The organism is Pseudomonas sp. CC120222-01a, from assembly GCF_003097235.1.
GTDB lineage: Bacteria > Pseudomonadota > Gammaproteobacteria > Pseudomonadales > Pseudomonadaceae > Aquipseudomonas.
The window spans coordinates 65862-80190 of the sequence record NZ_QEQQ01000026.1; the positions used below are offsets into that span (position 1 = coordinate 65862).

The following is a 14329-nucleotide window of genomic DNA, read 5'->3' on the forward strand; positions in this document are numbered from 1 at the left end:
ATTATTGTCAGGACGAGATCGCCAGCGCCGGGCAAACACGAGGTGGCGCCTTGGGGCTTTTTTCGAGTATAGATGTGCAAACATCCAACAAGAACGCACAAAAAAACCGGATCAACATGCAAAAAGACCTGACCTCCCTCAGTGCGCTGAACTGGGACGACCTGAAGTTCTTCCTCGAAGTGGCGCGCACGCGCAAGGCCAGCAGCGCGGCCAAACGCCTGGCCGTCGACTACACCACGGTGTCGCGGCGCATCAGCTCGCTGGAGGGGGCGTTGGGCACGCTGCTGTTCGAGAAGTCACGCACCAACGGCTTCGTCCTGACCGCCGAGGGGCAACGCCTGCTGGGCTACGCGGAGTCGATCGAGAGCACCTTGCACATGGCCTGCGAGCAAGTCTCAGGCTCCGGCGTGGCGCTGTCGGGGCATGTGCGCATGGGCTGCACCGAGGGCTTCGGCAGCTTCTTCGTCACCCCGCAGTTGAGCCACTTCGTCGATGCCTACCCGGCGATCTCGGTGGATATCCTGCCGCTGCCGCACTTCATCAGCCTGTCCAAGCGCGAGGCAGACATCGTCATTGCCCTGGAACGGCCGGAGCATGGGCCTTATGTGTGCTGCAAGCTGTGTGACTATCGGTTGCGGCTTTATGCGACCCAGGACTACCTCGACAGCCACGCGCCGATCCGCCAGGTCAGCGACCTGGTCAGCCACCCGTTCATCAGCTATGTCGACGACCTGGCGTTCAGCTCGGAGCTGTTGTACCTGGCCAACCTGATTCCCAATGCCAATGCGCACTTGCGCAGCACCAGCGTCATAGCCCAGTACACGGCAGCGCTGCAGGGGCGTGGCTTGGCGATCTTGCCGTGCTTCCTCGCGGCGCAGGATGCGCGGCTGGTGACGGTGTTGCCGGAGGAGATCGAGGTGACGCGGCAATTCTGGATGTATTGCCGGGAGGACTTGCGCAAGTTGAAGCGGATTACCCTGCTGTGGGATTACATCCGCGGGGTGACAGAGGCGAATGCGCCGTTGTTGATGGGTGAGACCCGCGAGATGCGCTTTGCATGAACGCTGAAAATCTAAAGACGATCCCCTCTGATCCAAAACTTCAGATTTTTCCCGTTGTTTGTAGTCCATTTCTGAATTAGCTTCCTACCGCCCTTGAGCCATTGCGGTGGTGTACTGGGCGGCCTAGTGTGGTCCGGTCGTTGCCAAAGCAGCGACCGGGCCTGCAAGCCCGTCCAGAGCAAAAATGTCGATCACCGATAGCCAATGGCATGCCATTGCGCGCGCTTGATGGTGGCTGCGTACGGGAGGTTTTCGAACCTGCCGGATTTTTGCTCTCTGCCGGTCTTGCAGACCCGTACGTGGCTGCCACCCATCACACTGCAAGTCATGAGTGGCGGCTCTAGCCAATCCATAGAGAGTGCCACCATGCTAAAGATTGTTCCCGATCCACCCCACGATATTCATTCCCTTGAAGACACCCTGATTCAGGCCACTGACTACGCGCTCTGCGCGACGACGGTGGTGCATCAGGCGTTGCTGCTGCAGCCCAAGTCACCGGCGTCGATCCTGATGATGACCTCGATGCATGAGCTGGAGGCGCTGCGGGCTTTGCTCGAATCCGCGTTGATCCAGGTGCAGATGCCTACTGGGCCTCGGACCTTGCACTGAGGCTCGGGTGATGCGTTGTCAGGCCCGCGAAGAGGCCAGACCAGGTAATAGAGATTTCAGGGAGATTTAAACAATGACCACAGACAACACCCAATGCACCGTCGGCAAGACCACCTTCTTCCAAGGTGAAAACCAGACCCACCCACTTTTCCGCATCGAACCCGGCATTCCTTGCCAGGATGCCCGTGAACAGGCCTCGGAACTCATGGGCTACGTGCGGGAACTGACCATCCTCGGTCTGATGGACGAGAAACCGATGATGATCTGGGCCTCGCACTACCTGAGCGCGATGGCCAAGGCGCTGATGGATGATGCCGAGATGGGCATGAGGCATTGATGGGCCGGGCCTGATAGCGCATCACGGCCACCAGGTGTTCGCCGACAGATGTGCAGCGCCTATCAGATCGAGCGCCGCGCGGGCGGCGCTCGATCTGACAGGCGCCAAAAAACTCAAGGCTGGCACCTGTAAGACCCACCACAACTCCTTGTCAAGGCAAGCCCGCTATCACAAACAGTGCGGTAGACCGGAGCTATCAATAAGACGCCACCACGATCGACACCCGGCGGTTCTCGGTCCGCCCGGCGCTGGTGCGGTTGTCCGCCACCGGCTGCGTGCTGCCCAACCCGCGGGTACGGATGTTCTGTGCCAGCATGCCAACGTCGATCAACGCCTTGGCCACACTCTGCGCACGCCGCTCGGACAACTGCTGGTTGTACGCCGCCTTGCCCGAGGCATCGGCATGGCCATCGACCCGCACGCCCTGAATGCCCACACCCAGCAAGGCCTTGCCGATCCGCTCGACAATCGCCTGGCTCTCGCCGTTGAGGCTGTCCAGGTCGCTGCCGAACAGCACCTTGCCCGACAGGTCGAACGCCCAGCCCTCGTCGGTAGGGGCAAAACCTTCGCGCTTGAGCACGGCGATCTGCTCGGCAGTCAGCCCTTTGGGTGGCGTGCTCTGGCAACCTGCCAACGCCAGCAAGGCCAGCAACATCACGACGAAAGAAAAACGCAAACGCTGTATCACGGTTCAACTCCTGTTCCTGAAATCGACGGCGGACCGTTCCGTCTGCGCCGCTTGCCACTGGCCACGGCGCTTGCGCTTGGCCTGGTACATCGCCGCATCCGCGGCATTGAGGAGGCTGGCAGGGTCACTGCCATCATCCGGGTAGTAAGCGATGCCGACACTGAGCGACGTGGTGAGGCTTTCGCCGCCATCAAGCAGCATCGGCAGTTGCATGCTGGCGATGATCTTCTCGGCGATGCGCTCTGCATCCTCGCGTGAGTGCAGCGGGGTCAGCAGCACGGCAAACTCGTCACCACCCAGGCGGGCCACCAGGTCGTGCTCGCGCAGTTGCGCTCGCACGCGGTCAGCCACGTTGATCAGCACTTCGTCGCCCACGGCATGGCCGAGGCTGTCGTTGATCTGCTTGAAGTGGTCACTATCCAGGAACAGCAACGCCAAATGGTCCTGCTGCCGCGCGGCGTTGCGCAGGCTGCGGCTGAGGCGGCCCTCGAAGAACGCACGGTTGGGCAGGCCGGTGAGGCTGTCGTGGCTGGCCTGGTGGGCCAGGGTCGCGTTCTCGTTCTGCAGGTGGCCGTGCCAGACCTCCAGTTCATCGAGCAGGGCATTGAAGTCGTTGCCCAACTCGTTGAGCTCAGCAATGGGCGCTTCCGGCACACGGCGGTCGAAACTACGTTCGCGGCGTGCGGCGTGGGCGACGCTGGCCAGGGCGCGCAGGGGGCGGACGATGTCGCCGAGCATGCGCTGCGACAGGTACAAGGCAACAAAGGCACTGAGGACCGTACAGAACAGGATGCCGCCAAGGCCGCTGAGCAAGAACAGCAACAGGCTGCGGCCTTGCCCGATCAGTTCGATATGCCCGACCTTCTGCTGCTGGTGCATGATCGGCAGGTTGATCGGCTCATCCAGCAAAGCCGTCGCCACGCGCGACTCCAGGTGCCCGAGCACGCCCTCATCGCGGCGCTGCCAATGCGCCAGCTGCTCACCATCGTTATTGAATACCTTGGCGTCGGCCACTTCTTCGGTCTTGGCGATCAGTTCCAGCGCCTCATTGGCAGCAGCGCTATCGTCGAACACCACGGCGGCTTCGACGGTGTAGTTGATCGAGCGGGCAATCAGGTGGAGGTTGTGGTTGGCGTATACACGCAGGGCCAGCACGCCGAGCAAGGTCAGCGAAATACCGGCCAGGCCCACCGCCATCAGGGCCACGCTGAGGTGGCCACGGCCGAGTACCGAACGCAACGTCGGACGCACGCCCTGCTTCTTGCCGACCTTCATGGCAGCGCTCCGCGACGCCGTGAAAGCTGCAACACACTGGGGTGGATACGCACGCCGGAACGCGCCACGGAGTCGAGGTTGACCTCGAAAGCGACCTGCTGATCGCCGACGCGCAGGCAGAACAAGCTGCCCACCGTGCACGGGTCGTCGGCTTCGCTGATGCTCAGTACCGGATGGCCACTGACAGCCTGGAACAGACGGTCACGCTGGGCATCGTCGAGCTTGCCGATGTATACGGCGTCACAGGCCTGGGCGACCTGCCGGTCGTCGGCCAGCAGGCGCCTTACCTGCAAGGGTTGGCCAGAGTTCTGCACGTTACCTTTGATCAGGTCGTCGGCATATTCGGTGGGGCCGACCAGGCACAAGCGCAAGGGTACTGGCTCGTTAGGCCAGCGCGCATAGCTGAGGATACCCAGGACCACCTGGGTGACCGCCTTGGCACGCTGCTGGGCCTGTGCGGAAGTGGCCGAACCGTCCGCCTGGACGGGGCCGGCCAATAGCGACAGGGCAACTAGCAGCAGTGAAAGCGCACAGCCTGTCAACCGCTCCCTGGCGCCTGTCATGTGAGAATTCTCTCAAAAATCCTGTCTGAAGTCGGCGCAACGATAGCACAACGCTGGCTATCTGTAGGAGCGGCCTTGCGTCGCGAAAGGGCTGCGAAGCGGCCCCAGGGTTTCAGCTTCGCGGCAAAAATTGCCGGGGCCGCGTTGCGGCCCTTTCGCGACGCAAGGCCGCTCCTACAAAAACCACGTCAGACCTGTTCGAGCATCAGGCCAGAAATACGCCGCACCTTGCGCAGCACCGCTTCTTCGAAAATGCCCTGGCGCGGCTCGATCAGGCTGAAGCAATGCTTGGCCCGGGTGATGCCGGTATACACCAGTTCCTTGGTCAGCACCGGGTTGAGTGCATCCGGCAGCACCAGCGCGGTGTGGCTGAACTCGGAGCCCTGGGACTTGTGCACGGTCATGGCGTAAACGGTTTCCACCTCGTTGAGGCGGCTGGGCAGGACGAAACGCACCCCACCACTGCCGTCGTTGCGCGGGAAGGCCACGCGCAGCAGCGCTTCACCGTGCTCGTCCGGCAGACGCAGGGCAATGCCGATGTCACCGTTCATCAGGCCCAAGCCATAGTCGTTGCGCGTCACCAGCACCGGGCGGCCTTCATACCAAGGCTGCTGGCTGTCGATCAGCCCGGCATTGTGCAACACCCGCGCCACTCGTTCGTTGAGGCCCTCGACACCCCAAGCGCCCTTGCGCACGGCGCACAGCAGCTGGAAGTCTTCGAAACTGTGCAGCACCCTGGCAGCCCACTGCTCCCAGCGCGGGTCGTCGAATGCAGTACCCGGAGCCGGGCGATAACGGCCAATGGCACGCAGGTAACTGCGATAGCCCTGAGGCCCTTCATTACCGCGATTGAGGCCATCGAGAATCAGGCGATCGAAGGCCCGATCCTGCTCGCCGCGCAGCGCCAGGCCGAATACGTCCGCTGGCGGCAGGCTCAGCAGGTCGCGCGCCGCCTGTGCCTCCTGGCGATTGACCAGGCGCGCCAGCTGGCCGATGCCACTGCCTTCACCAAAGCGCCGCGAGAAACGCAGCATCACCACCTGCTGGGCCAACGGATTGCGTTGCGCATCGCCGGCTTTCAGGCCACTGGCGGCCAGCGATTGGCCACCGATCTGTTCCAGCCAGGCCTGGGTCGCGGGCGAATAGCAGCCCTCTTCGGCATCCCTGCACAGGTCACCGAGCACAGCGCCCGCCTCGACCGAGGCCAGCTGGTCCTTGTCCCCCAGCAGAATCAGCCGCGCCTTGGGCGGCATAGCCTGCAGCAGGTTGGCCATCATCTCCAGGTCGATCATCGACGCTTCGTCGACCACCAGCACATCCAGCGGCAGCGGGTTGCCGGCGTGGTGACGGAAGTGCCGCGAGCCTGGGCGACTGCCGAGCAGGCGGTGCACGGTGCTGACGTCGGTGGGGATCTGCCCGCGCACATCGACACTCACCTGCAACCGTTCAACCTGCTGGCCGATGGATTCGGTCAGGCGTGCGGCAGCCTTGCCGGTCGGCGCGGCCAGGCGAATGCGCAGCGGCCTGCCATGCTCCACCGCAGGCGCCTGCAGCAGCGCCAGCAAGCGCACCACCGTGGTGGTCTTGCCGGTGCCGGGGCCGCCCGTGATGATGCTGAAGCCTGCGCGGGTGGCCAGGGCGCAGGCGAGTTTCTGCCAGTCCACCTGGCCAGCCAGGGCGCCTTCGTCGAACAGCTGCGCCAGACGCGCAGGCAGGTCGGCCGGGGCAGCTTCATCCTGGCTCAGGCGTTGGCGCAAGGTCTGGTCGATCTGCCGCTCGTAGCTCCAGTAACGGCGCAAGTACAAGCGCTGGCCGCTGAGCACCAGTGGGCGCGCGTGCTGACCCGGCGTATTGCCGGCAGCCACCAGCGGGCTTGCGGCAATGCGCTGCAGCCAGGTGGGCAGGCCAAGGTTGGCCAGCAGTTGCGAGGGCAACAGCAACGGACCGGTCAGGGCATCGCCTTCTGGTGGCAGCGACAGGGCGAAGTCCGGCTCGGCGAGGGTCTGTTGCAGGTCGAGGCAGACATGCCCGTGGCCCAGCTGATGGCTGGCCAGTGCTGCCGCCAGCAAGAGCAACGGGTCACTGCCAGGGGCACGTTCTTCAAGAAAGCTGACGAACGCCCGGTCGAGCGCACGCAACCAGCCCCGCTCTACCCAGCGATCGAGCAACTGCAGCAGGTCCGCACTGTTGTGCTGGGGGGCCAGGGCCAGCAGATGCTCAGCGTGCAGCGGCGTTGGCAAGAGATCGTCGAGGGTTCGGCTCATGGCGCGGCTCCGGCAAACAGGTCCTGCTGCTCGGGCTGGTGCGCGCCACGGAACAGCGCGTCAAGGGCCTCGATCAGCTCGCGTGGCGGCTTGGCGAAGTACACACCGTGGCCACTGCTGCTGGCGCCACGCAGGAAGATGAACAGGGCACCGCCGACATGGCGGTCATAATCGTAATCCGGCAGCCGTGCCCGCAGTTGGCGATGCAGGGCCAGCAGGTAGAGCACGTACTGCAGGTCGTAGCGGTGTTCGAGGATGGCTTTTTCCATGGCCTGGGTGTCGTAGGCCTGGATATCCGGGCCGAGCCAGTTGGACTTGTAGTCCGCCACGTAATAGCGCCCGTCGAGCTCGTAGGCCAGGTCGATGAAACCTTTGAACATGCCATTGAGCAAGGTCGGCTGCGCAGCCGGGCGAGCTGTGCCGGGGTGGGTATGCCGGGCCACCAGGCGGTCGAGCTGCTCGGCGTCGACGTTGTGGCTGGCGAACCAGAACTCCATCTCGATCTGGTATTGCTGCAATTGCGCGAGCGTCAGCTGCGAAGCGCCGGCCGGCATGGGCTCATTGAGCAGGCGCTGCAGCCATTGGCTGAGTGTCGGGATCCAGCCGGCCCAGTCGCGACGGTTGCAACGCTGGCCAACGGTACGCTCGATGAGCTTGGGGTTGCTGGCGACTTCGCCAAAACCTTCACGGCCGGCCCACTCCAGCAGCCCATGGAGGAAGGTGCCCGGGTTGGGGCCGCGTGGGAAGCGATGGATGTCGCCGCCGTCAGCGGGTACTTCACGGATCAGTTGGGTATCGGCCACTTCGTCATCGAGCAGTTGCTGGGCCTGAGAGCTGTCGGCGCCGAGGGTCTGTTCGCCAACGCGCAAAGCACTGTAGGACGCAATCCACCAATGTTCAGCGGCAGCCCGGCGTGGCTTGCGTGCAGGTAACAGCTCGTGCTCGGCCTGGGATGTACGGTAGCGCTCATCACCGGCCTCTGGCAGTGCCGGGCAGGCAATAGGCTCGCAGCCTGCCTGCAAGCTCTGCAACCACACCTTGAGGTGCTCCGAGCCAGGCAGGGCCAGGCCGCCACCGAGCAGGTAGCCAAGCGCCGAGCGGTGCAGCTGCGAGCTCTTCTGGTTGCCGCGCTTGAGGTCAGCGACACCCAGCCAGCAGGCGTGCTGGGCACGGGTCAGGGCCACATAGAGCAGGCGCAGGTCTTCGGCCAGACGCTCTTCGTCGGCCAGTGCGATCTGCGCTGCATCAGGCGTCAGCGTCAGCTGTGCGTTACCCAGGCTGTCGTGCCAGGACAGTGGCAGGCGGCTACCGTCCACCGGCTTGCTGGTACAGATGAACGGCAGGTAGACCAGCGGGTATTCCAGGCCCTTGGACTTGTGGATAGTCACCACCTTGACCAGTTGCTCGTCGCTTTCCAGGCGCAGGATCTGCTCTTCGCCCGCTTGGCCGGAGTTGGCCAGGTGCTCGGCCAGGTGACGGATCAGCGCTTGCTCGCCGTCGAGCTCGCCGGCCGCCTGCTGCAGCAATTCGGCCAGGTGCAGCAGGTTGGTCAGCACCCGCTCGCCATCCGTGCGGCCAATCAACATGCGCGGTAGTTCGAAGTCGTGCAGCAGGTGCCGCAGCATCGGCAGCACACCCTGGCGCTGCCAGATGTCACGGTAGCGGCGGAAGCGCATGACCCAGCCTTCCCATACCCGCTCGTCCTGGTTCAACTGATCAAGTTCAGCCAGCGACAGCTCCAAGGTCAGGCTGGCCAGTGCGGCCTTGAGCAGGCGCTCGGAATCCGGCTCGGCGCAGGCCTTGAGCCACGCCAGCAAGTCATGGGCTTCCTGGGCGGCAAAAACCGAATCCTTGTCGGAAAGGTACACGCTGCGCACATCGCGGGCGGCAAGCTCGCTGCGCACCAGCTGTGCTTCATGGCCATCACGCACCAGGATGGCGATGTCCGAAGGCTGGCATGGGCGCAGCTCGCCCTGCTCATCGCTAAAGCCGGTCACCCCGCGCTGGCCACCATTCAATACAGCGACGATATGGCTCGCGCAGCTGGCGGCCAGCTGCTGCCGGTAGAGTGTGCTGGATACCGGTTCTTCGCTTTCAAGCTGCCAACATTGCAGCGCCGCACACGCCTCACCGTCGATCAGCAGCCGTTCGCTGCGGCCCTTGGCGCGGACCTCGATGAACGGCAGAGGGTTGTCGTCGGCTTCGCGGAACAGGAAGGCGCCCTTGCCCTGCTCACGGGCTTCGGCCTGCAGGAACACCCGGTTGACCGCCGCGACCATCGCCTGGCTGGAGCGGAAGTTGGTGTCCAGGCTGTGCAGGCGGCCGGCGGTAGCGCGCCGGGCCGACAGGTAGGTGTAGATATCGGCACCTCGGAAGGCGTAGATCGCCTGCTTGGGGTCGCCGATCATGAACAGGCCGGTTTCCGGGTGGTTCTCGCTGATGCGGTAGATGCTTTCGAAGATGCCGTACTGGACCGGGTCGGTGTCCTGGAACTCATCGATCAAAGCCACTGGGAATTGCTCACGGATCAGCGCCGCCAGGCGCTCACCCGATTCCGTACCCAGCGCATGTTGCAGACGCAGCAGCATATCGTCGAAGCCCATTTCGGCACGCCGGCGCTTTTCCACCTCGAAGCGTGCCGCAACCCAGGCCGCTGCGTGTTCGAGCAAACGCGCTTCCGGGCTGACCAGGGCCTGCAGCTGTTGCTGCAGGTTCTGCATGGCATGAAAGGCCGGATGGTCGGGCGGATCACCGGCTTTCCAGGCTTCGGCCATCCCGGCTGGGGACAGCCGGGTAAAACCGGTGCCCAGGTCGAGTTCCACCTCTTGTTCATCACTGGCCCAGGTACGCAGTTTCTCGAACCAGGGCTCGAAGTAGCGCGCCTGTAGTTTGCGGCCATCGGCCTGCTTCGCGGCTACGGCGTCGCGGCAGATCTGCTGCAGCTCGTCCGCCCATTGCGCCCAAGGCGCTTTGAGTTGACGCAACTGCTCGACCCGCTGTTGCAGCGCGGTATCGATCAGCGCTTGCGGTTCCGCTTCGTCCTGCTGTGCACGCACGCGGCCGAACAGCGGGCGGATGCGCGGCAGCAGGGCATCGGGGCTGACCCAATGGCTGCGCACCCAGTTCAGCGCTTCGCCATGCATGCCATAGCAGAAGCGCCGCCAGTAATCGCGCATGACCTGGCCGAGCAGGTCGCTGTGGTCGGTTTCCAGGCTCTGGGTAAACAGGCTGCCGCTGTCGAAAGCGTGCTCACGGAGCATGCGCTGGCACCAGCCATGGATGGTCGACACCGCCGCTTCATCCATCCACTGCACAGCGACTTCCAGGCGATTGGCGCAACGTGGCCAGTGTTCTTCGGCATAGTCGTCACGTAGTTGGTGCAGCAGCGGGTCGCCACCTGACAACTCACCGCGGAAGAAGCGCGCAGCCTCAGCCAGGCGGGCGCGGATACGCTCGCGCAGCTCCTTGGTGGCGGCATCGGTGAAGGTCACCACCAGAATCTGCGGCGGCAGCAGTTCGCGGCCAAAGCCTTGCTCACCGCCGTGGCCGAGGATCAGGCGCAGGTACAGCGCGGAAATGGTGAACGTCTTGCCCGTGCCGGCACTGGCTTCGATCAGCTGGCTGCCATGCAGGGGAAAACTCAGTGCCAGGGGGCGGGCCTGGGTCATGCTTCACTCTCCGGATTGCCCTGGGCTTGCCAGGCGGCGCTGAACAGGGGGCGATACAAGGCTTCACACCAACCCTCGAAGGTTTCGTCGGCGCTAAGTGCGGCGAAATCGCGGAACTGCCGGGCCAGGGCAACACTTTCGCTGCGCTCGCCGAAACTGGTACGGCCATCGCCCTCGTAGGCACGGGTAGCGGCAGCCAGGGCCTTGTCCGGATCGTCCTGGGCCAGCCAGGCGAAGGCGGTCTTGGCGGCGACAGGCAGCGGTGCGTTCATTGCGGCCTGTCGCGCTACCAGCAAGTGACCCAGTTGTTCGGCAGCCTGAGCCTGTGGCAACGGGCCGAGCAGCAGGGTGATGTCACTGGCCAGCAGTGCGCTATGCAAGGGATAACCGGCGGCGCAGGCGGCCAGGTGCATCACCCAGCTGGCAATCAGGCGGTGCCACTTGAGGTTGTTGCGCCCGGCGCTGATGGTGTTGGGCACCGTGGTGATGCTCAACAGGCTTTGATCGTCGGCCTGGTAGACCCGGCCCAGCCAGCCTTCAAGACGGTGGTTTGCATGCTCGAAGTGTATCGGCAGCGCGCCGTCGACCACTGTTGGCCAGCGCTGCAGCAGTTGGCGATGACGTTGCAGCAGATCGGGCAGTGGCTGGATCAGTTCGGCTTGCAGCAGTTCCCCGAAACCGGCCAGGGGTAGCATGCCGCAGGCTTGCAGGCGGCGGGCCTGGGCCTGCAGTGCGCGTTCGGCGTTGTCCGGGTCGCTCAGGGCTGCACCCAGCAGGCTTTCGCTGGCGCTGTAGCGCTGCAAGGCATCGAGGACGAATGGCTCTTCGTCTGGCGTGGGCGCTTCCAGGGCTTCAAAGAACACTTTCAGGCGCTGGCTGAAGAAATGCCGGACTGGGTGGCGCAAGAAGTCCTGCAACTGGGTCAGCGTCAGCGCTTCATCGCTGACGTAAGGTGGCAGGCCGAGATCGGGCTGCTCGTCATCAGTGGTTTGCTGGTGTAGCAATTGCCACTCATGGGCATAGCTGAACAGCGCACTGCCCTTCTGGAAGTAGCGCGCGCTGAAAGGCTGTAGCGGGTGCTCCTGGGTCAATGCGTGCAGCAGTTGCTCGCCGTCAGCATCGCCCTTGAGGTGCCAACCGGCAGCCAGGTGATCGCGCAGCTGGCCGATCAGTACCGAGGCTGGTCGCTCACTGTTGTCGCGAATGCTGCGACCCACCCAGCTGATGTAGAGCTGGTCACGTGCCGACAGCAGCGCTTCGAGCAGCAGGTAACGGTCATCCTCGCGGCGCGATCGATCGCCGGGGCGGTAGTCGCTGGCCATCAGGTCGAAGTCCAGCGGCGGCTGGGCACGCGGGTAGTCGCCATCGTTCATGCCCAGCAGGCAGACAACGCGGAAAGGAATGGCCCGCATCGGCATCAAGGTGCAGAAATTCACCGAGCCGGCGAGAAAACGCTGGGACAGCTTGCCTTCGTCGAGGCCCGACAGCCAGGCCTCACGGATCACCGTGAGTGGCAACTGATCTTGCAGGCCCACGGTTTCACAGACTTCCAGCCAGCTATCGCGCAATTCCTGCAGTTGCATCAAAAGGTATTCGTCGTGCTCCTCCTCGGCGAGGAAGAACACCTGTAACAGAGCGTTGAGGCGTTCGCCCCACTCGCTGGCCGTGGCGGGCTGTGACAAGGCCTGGTTGGCCACCTCCAGGGCATCGAGCAGCGCGACCAAGGGGCCGATCAAGGCGGCGTCCAGGCCGCCGATTTCATCGTAGGGTTCAATGCCGTCGCAGCCCTCTCCCACGCCCACGGCGTAACCCAGCAGCATGCGCCGCAGACCGAAGCGCCAACTGTTCTGCTCCAGGCCCTGGGGCAATCCGAGGGAGGCACGTTGATCGGCGTTCAGACCCCAACGAATGCCGGCGCCTTCGATCCAGCGGTGCAGGGTAGGCAGGTCGCTTTCGCGGATGCCGAAACGCGCTCGGACCGCCGGGACGTCGAGCAGATCAAGCACTTCGCTGACGGCGAAGCGGCTATCCGGCAGCTTGAGCAAGTGCTCCAGGGCAATCAGCAGGGGATCTCGGCCACGTTGGCCCTGGTCGGTCAGGGTGAAGGGGATGTAGCGCGGGTCGTTGCGCTGCAACTGCCCGAACACCGCACGGATATGCGGCGCGTAAGTGTCGATTGCCGGGAGCATGACGATGACGTCACGTGGGCGAAGCGTAGGGTCGGCGCTGAAGCGAGCCAGTAGCTGGTCGTGGAGAATTTCCACTTCGCGCTGTGGGCTGTGGGCCACGTGGAAGCGCACCGAGCGGTCCTTGGCCAGGTCGACCTTGGGCCACAGCTCACGGGTCTCGGCGAGCGGGCGCAATTCAAGAATATCGTCCTGCAACTGGTTCAGCAGCGTGGTGGGCTGGCCTTCGCTGAACAGATCGATGCGGCCGTCGCTGAATACGCCCTGGTAGCTGCCTGGGTCGTCGTAGCTGTCCAGCAGGTTGATGTAGTCGCGGCCTTGCTTGCCCCAGGCAGCCAACAGCGGGTGTGCATGCTGATGCAGCGACTCGTCATCCAGCTGCATGGGCATGCCTTGCTTGCGCTGCTGGCGCTTGTACTGGTGGCGTAGCAGGTCCTTGTCGGCAACGATGTCCGCCCAATGGTGACGGCAAGGGTTGTGAACGCAGAGCAATACCTGGCTGAAACGAGACAAACCGGCAAGTGCCTCCAATGCCTGGGCAGGCAAGGACGAAATCCCGAATACGATAACCCGCGAAGGGAGCCCCTGAGGTGCGGTCGCCAGGCGGTTGATGCTTTCGATGAAGCGCTGGTGCACCCCTGCCCGGCTCTGCGCCATGCCCTGCTCACCGACATCCTCGAGCAGCGCTCGCCACAGTTCGGCCTGCCAGCGGTTGCCGGGGGCGAGGGGCTTGCGCTCACCACGGGCGGTATTGAGGATGTGCTCGCCGGCTGCCCAGTCCTTGAGCCAGTCGGCACGGTAGACCTGGTATTGGTCGAACAGGTCGGCCAGGCGCTCGGCCAGCTGATAGCGTTTGCGCAGGTCACTGTCATCGGTCAGGAAGCGACGCAGCGGTTCGAAATGTGGGCGCTCGATCAACGCAGGCAGCAGACGCATCAGGCGCCAGGTCAACGGTGCCTTGTCTAGCAGCGACACCTCAGGGATCTCGTCGCGCCCGAGTACCTTGCGGTACAACTGCCACATGAAGCTACCGGGCAGTTGCACATCGATGGCAGCAGCAATACCGCAACCACCCATGTCATCGTCCTGTGGGTCCTCGGCGAGAGCCAGCTTGAGCCATTGGGCAATGCCATTGCTCTGTACCAGGGCGATTTCGTTTTCCAGCGGCGCCAATGGATAGCGGCGCATCCAACTCACAACCAGGCTGCGCAGGTCATCCAGGCGGTTGCCGTGGACGATCATGAAACCAGGTTGCAGTGAGGTGGTGTTGGGCATGGAGAAGTCCCTGGGAGAAGAATGGGGAACGATATCACGGCTGGCTGCCGATGCTGGCCCAAGTAAAAGCCAGAAAAGACAAAACCCCTACCTGCATGCGCAGATAGGGGTTTTGCGAAATGAATCTTGACGATGACCTACTCTCACATGGGGAAACCCCACACTACCATCGGCGATGCATCGTTTCACTGCTGAGTTCGGGATGGGATCAGGTGGTTCCAATGCTCTATGGTCGTCAAGAAATTCTGTAGCCAGAATGTCTGTTGAACACTCTTGGCGAATCCGGATATGTGATTTGTGAAGTTGCGAACTTTCGGTTCTTTCGTCTTCACCACCGCAATCTGCATGAGCAAATTGCTTGGGTGTTATATGGTCAAGCCTCACGGGCAATTAGTATTGGTTA

9 protein-coding genes and 1 rRNA gene are annotated in these 14329 nt (G+C 63.4%); 3 read left to right on the top strand and 7 right to left on the bottom strand.

The window, feature by feature from the left end:
* The first annotated feature begins 116 nt into the window (after window positions 1-116).
* The 3 genes from N430_RS25015 to N430_RS25025 all read left to right on the top strand — a co-directional run bounded on the left by N430_RS25015 (window position 117) and on the right by N430_RS25025 (window position 2007).
* Complete coding sequence (locus N430_RS25015) at window positions 117-1061, top strand: LysR family transcriptional regulator (protein WP_110639477.1); 945 nt, start codon at window positions 117-119, stop codon at window positions 1059-1061.
* Window positions 1062-1427: 366 nt separating this feature from the next.
* The gene (locus tag N430_RS25020; protein ID WP_110639487.1) at window positions 1428-1670 is read left to right on the top strand and encodes a hypothetical protein; all 243 of its coding nucleotides are present in this window, start codon (window positions 1428-1430) and stop codon (window positions 1668-1670) included.
* A gap of 73 nt (window positions 1671-1743) precedes the next feature.
* Entirely contained in the window at window positions 1744-2007 is a 264-nt protein-coding gene (locus N430_RS25025; RefSeq protein ID WP_110639478.1) for a DUF3077 domain-containing protein, read from the top strand.
* 196 nt (window positions 2008-2203) lie between these two features.
* Here N430_RS25025 and N430_RS25030 read toward each other — a convergent pair whose 3' ends face one another.
* From N430_RS25030 to rrf, 7 genes are all read right to left on the bottom strand, one after another.
* Entirely contained in the window at window positions 2204-2695 is a 492-nt protein-coding gene (locus tag N430_RS25030) for an OmpA family protein (RefSeq protein ID WP_110639479.1), read from the bottom strand.
* Between the two features lie 3 nt (window positions 2696-2698).
* Window positions 2699-3970, bottom strand: a complete 1272-nt coding sequence (locus tag N430_RS25035) for a diguanylate cyclase domain-containing protein (protein WP_110639480.1) — start codon at window positions 3968-3970, stop codon at window positions 2699-2701.
* Complete coding sequence (locus N430_RS25040; RefSeq protein WP_110639481.1) at window positions 3967-4533, bottom strand: YfiR family protein; 567 nt, start codon at window positions 4531-4533, stop codon at window positions 3967-3969. Before N430_RS25040 ends, N430_RS25035 begins: the two co-directional genes overlap by 4 nt.
* Before the next feature lie 188 nt (window positions 4534-4721).
* Entirely contained in the window at window positions 4722-6797 is a 2076-nt protein-coding gene (gene recD, locus N430_RS25045) for an exodeoxyribonuclease V subunit alpha (RefSeq protein WP_110639482.1), read from the bottom strand.
* Window positions 6794-10465: an exodeoxyribonuclease V subunit beta gene (gene recB / locus N430_RS25050; protein ID WP_110639483.1), complete on the bottom strand. Its 3672-nt coding sequence runs from the start codon at window positions 10463-10465 to the stop codon at window positions 6794-6796. Before recB ends, recD begins: the two co-directional genes overlap by 4 nt.
* Window positions 10462-13926 (bottom strand): exodeoxyribonuclease V subunit gamma, encoded by a 3465-nt coding sequence (gene recC, locus N430_RS25055; protein WP_110639484.1) that lies wholly within the window; start codon window positions 13924-13926, stop codon window positions 10462-10464. Before recC ends, recB begins: the two co-directional genes overlap by 4 nt.
* Before the next feature lie 124 nt (window positions 13927-14050).
* Window positions 14051-14166 (bottom strand): 5S ribosomal RNA (rrf, locus tag N430_RS25060).
* Window positions 14167-14329: the final 163 nt, after the last annotated feature.

Bases quoted from the DNA above. Each gene is read 5' to 3' on its own strand.
- N430_RS25015 (WP_110639477.1), top strand. From the start codon at position 117: ATGCAAAAAGACCTGACCTCCCTCAGTGCGCTGAACTGGGACGACCTG.
- N430_RS25020 (WP_110639487.1), top strand. From the start codon at position 1,428: ATGCTAAAGATTGTTCCCGATCCACCCCACGATATTCATTCCCTTGAA.
- N430_RS25025 (WP_110639478.1), top strand. From the start codon at position 1,744: ATGACCACAGACAACACCCAATGCACCGTCGGCAAGACCACCTTCTTC.
- N430_RS25035 (WP_110639480.1), bottom strand. From the start codon at position 3,970: ATGAAGGTCGGCAAGAAGCAGGGCGTGCGTCCGACGTTGCGTTCGGTA.
- N430_RS25040 (WP_110639481.1), bottom strand. From the start codon at position 4,533: ATGACAGGCGCCAGGGAGCGGTTGACAGGCTGTGCGCTTTCACTGCTG.
- recD (WP_110639482.1), bottom strand. From the start codon at position 6,797: ATGAGCCGAACCCTCGACGATCTCTTGCCAACGCCGCTGCACGCTGAG.
- recB (WP_110639483.1), bottom strand. From the start codon at position 10,465: ATGACCCAGGCCCGCCCCCTGGCACTGAGTTTTCCCCTGCATGGCAGC.
- recC (WP_110639484.1), bottom strand. From the start codon at position 13,926: ATGCCCAACACCACCTCACTGCAACCTGGTTTCATGATCGTCCACGGC.